At 67.1% G+C, this 3,038-nt stretch carries 4 protein-coding genes; 3 read left to right on the plus strand and 1 reads right to left on the minus strand.

Features of this window, described 5'->3' with window-relative positions:
- From JWQ89_RS03725 to JWQ89_RS03735, 3 genes are all read left to right on the plus strand, one after another.
- A partial coding sequence (locus JWQ89_RS03725) for an ABC transporter permease subunit (protein ID WP_299638516.1) occupies nucleotides 1-547 on the plus strand: 547 nt, incomplete at its 5' end.
- Between the two features lie 4 nt (nucleotides 548-551).
- Nucleotides 552-1,694: a succinylglutamate desuccinylase/aspartoacylase family protein gene (locus tag JWQ89_RS03730; protein ID WP_299638518.1), complete on the plus strand. Its 1,143-nt coding sequence runs from the start codon at nucleotides 552-554 to the stop codon at nucleotides 1,692-1,694.
- A gap of 4 nt (nucleotides 1,695-1,698) precedes the next feature.
- The gene (locus JWQ89_RS03735; RefSeq protein WP_299638520.1) at nucleotides 1,699-2,259 is read left to right on the plus strand and encodes a hypothetical protein; all 561 of its coding nucleotides are present in this window, start codon (nucleotides 1,699-1,701) and stop codon (nucleotides 2,257-2,259) included.
- 79 nt (nucleotides 2,260-2,338) lie between these two features.
- Here JWQ89_RS03735 and JWQ89_RS03740 read toward each other — a convergent pair.
- The coding region (locus tag JWQ89_RS03740; protein WP_299638522.1) for a hypothetical protein at nucleotides 2,339-3,038 on the minus strand (700 nt) is incomplete at its 5' end.

Genomic DNA, 3,038 nt, shown 5'->3' on the forward strand with positions numbered 1-3,038 from the left:
CATCCAGCTCTTCATGTTCTATTCGCTCGCGCTGGCCTTCAACCTGAGCCTGTGGAAGCCGCTCGGCATCGACTGGATCGTGCTCAACCCGCTGGTGCTCGGCCCGGCCATCCTCATCCTCAACACCACCGCCCACACCGCCGAGATCTTCTACGGCGCCCTGATGACCGTGCCCAAGGGCGAGGTCGAGGCGGCCCGTGCCTATGGCATGACCCGCACCCAGCAGTTCGCCTCGGTCACCTGGCCGCACCTGATCCGCATCGCCTGGCCCGCCTACACCAACGAGGTGGTGTTCCTGTTCCACGCCACCGCGCTGATCTACTTCACGCTGCCGGTGATCGACGACCAGAAGGACCTGATGAACAAGGCCGGCGAGCTCTACGAGCGCGACTACAACGCCATCCTGCATTTCTCGGTGGCCGGGCTCTATTTCCTCGCCATCTCGCTCGCGGTTTTCTTCGTCTTCGGACTCGTGTACCGCCGTCTGACGCGCCACATGCCTGGCGCCGTACCGCTGCGCTTCGGCCTCACCCGCCTGACGAGGTAACCCATTGAGCTTCGAACGCAAAACTGTGCAGCTGCGCGGCGATACCCCCGGCGCGGTGACCGAGTTCACCTACTACGTGATCGGGCCCAAAGACGCGCCCGAGAAGGTGCACCTGCAAGCCGCGCTCCACGCCGACGAGCATCCCGGCACCATGGTGCTGCACCACCTGCTGCCCATGCTCCGCCAGGCCGACGACCAGGGCCTGCTCCGCGCCCGCTTCACCCTCATGCCGCTGGTCAATCCGCTCGGCATGGCGACCTTCTCGCTGCGCCGGCATATCGGGCGCTACGACGCCAACACCGGCATCAATTTCAACCGCCGCTGGCCCGACCTGTTCTCGCTGATCCGCACCCAGCTCAACGGCCGGTTGTCGGATGACGAGCGCTTCAACGTCAACCTGATCCGCAAGGCCGTCAGCACCTGGATCGACAGCCAGCAGCCCCGCACCGCCGCCGAGCAGCTACGCCTGCTGGTGCTGAAGGAAGCCCACGACGCCGAGTTCGTCTTCGACCTCCACTGCGACGACGACTCGCTGATCCACATCTTCACCTCGCCCGAACTGATGCCCGAGCTGCAGGACCTCGCCGACTGGATGGGCTCCGCCGCAACGCTGACCGCCGCCGATTCCGGTGGTGGCTCGTTCGACGAGGTGCTCCCGCAGCTCTACCGCAAGGTGGCCCTCGCCAATCCGGGCAAACCCGTACCCATGGCGAGCGCGACGGCGACGCTCGAGTACCGCGGCCAGGCAGATGTCTTCGACCATTTCGGCGAGGACGACGCCCGCCGCCTCTGGGGGTTCCTCTGCGGTCGCAACCTGATCGATGCCGATGCCGGCGAGCGCCCCGCGCCGCTATCGCAGGCGACGCCGTTCGACGCTACGGAGATCCTGCGCGTCGACCGGCCCGGGCTCGTCGCCTACCGCGTCGAGCTCGGCGAACTGGTGAGGAAGGGCCAGCCCGTCGCCGACCTCATCGCGCTCGACGGCCCGGAAGCCTTCATGGCGCGGACGCCCATCCTCGCCGGGACTGACGGACTGGTGCTGTCGCGGATCGCCGCGAAATACGCCCCGCGCGGCACGGCGATCATGAAGATCGTCGGGACCACGACGCTCAGCACCCGCAAGGGCGCCTACCTGCTGGAGGATTGACGCGATGGAGCTGAACCGAGCGGATGGTACCCTCACCCTCGTTCACGCGCCCGAGCCGCCGAACAAGCCGGCGCTGATCGCCCTCTGCATCGGACTTTACATAGCGGTGGTCGTCACCGGGCAGCAGTTGAGCGGCGACAGTACGGTTCTGCTCATCGGCGCAGGCCTCCTCTGCCTCGGGGCCATCGGCTGGCTCGTCCTGCTCCGGCCCGTGATCGACGTGACGACCACCTTCGACCTTCAGAACGGCGAGTTGCGCGTCGTGACGAGGCGCCAGCGCAGCCCGGACAAGGTGGTCGACATAACCTTCAGCGACGTCTCGGAACTGCGCCTGCTCGAACAACGCTCCGGCGGCACCGTCTTGCTGACCCTCACCATGCCGCTGCGCGACGGCCGGACCATGCAGTTGGGCAACCAGCGATTTACCGCCGCGCAACAATCGGAAGTCCACGAACTGCGCGAGATGGTGCTCGTTATCCGCGAGACCACCGGCATCGGCGGTCCCGAACCTCTCCCGGGGGCGATGGCCGCCGCCGCGGCGTCGGTGGGCATGCGCCGCAGCTAGATCGCTGCCACCGGCTTGGGGTTGAGGAGTGTTCCGCTCCCACCCACCGATGTCGTGTCTCGATCGAGCCCGGTAGCCGTTATCCCGCCCACGGCTGCCGCTGGCTCCGAACGGTCTCCCCGCTCCGCGCCGCCTGGTGCATCAGCAATGACAGATATTGGTCCTGCGCCGCTTCCGCATAGGGATAAGGCCCCTCGTCTTCGCCGCGCGCCAGCGCGCCCATCCGCTCCATCGCCACGGCGATGGCGATCTCGTCGTCCATCAGGCGGGCGTTCGGATAGGGCATGGTCCACACCGTCTCGTCGCCGCACAGCATCGCCTCCAGCGCGAAGCCGAAGAGATTCCCGTACCGGCCCGATTCACTGGGTGTGAACTGCCGCACCAGCGGATGGCCGTAGTCCGGCATCACCCGCGCCTCTAGGTCGGCGATCTCGCCGCGGTCGCCGCGGATGACGACGCGGTGCGAGTGGACGGGCGAGCGATACTGAACGTCGGTGAAATCGAAGAGGCCGAGGCAATCCCCGAAATCGAACTCGCCGAGCGTCTGCGTCGTCGTCACGAACTGCTCGGCCGCTGGCCAGCTGAAGCGGTTGGGACCCTCGAGCGCCCGGCTCTGGAACGCCTTGCCGCGGATCGTCGCGTCTTCGAAGCCGATGCCGAGGAACTGCCGCATCAGGCTCGTGCCATGGTAGCCGTGGGCGGCCGAAACGCGGGCGAAGCTGATATGGCCCAGTGCCCCGTCGGCAATGAGCTTCAGCCGCGCCGCATGCAGCGGCTGG

The sequence above is a fragment of the Devosia sp. genome (assembly GCF_028290645.1).
Taxonomy (GTDB): Bacteria; Pseudomonadota; Alphaproteobacteria; order Rhizobiales; family Devosiaceae; genus Devosia_A.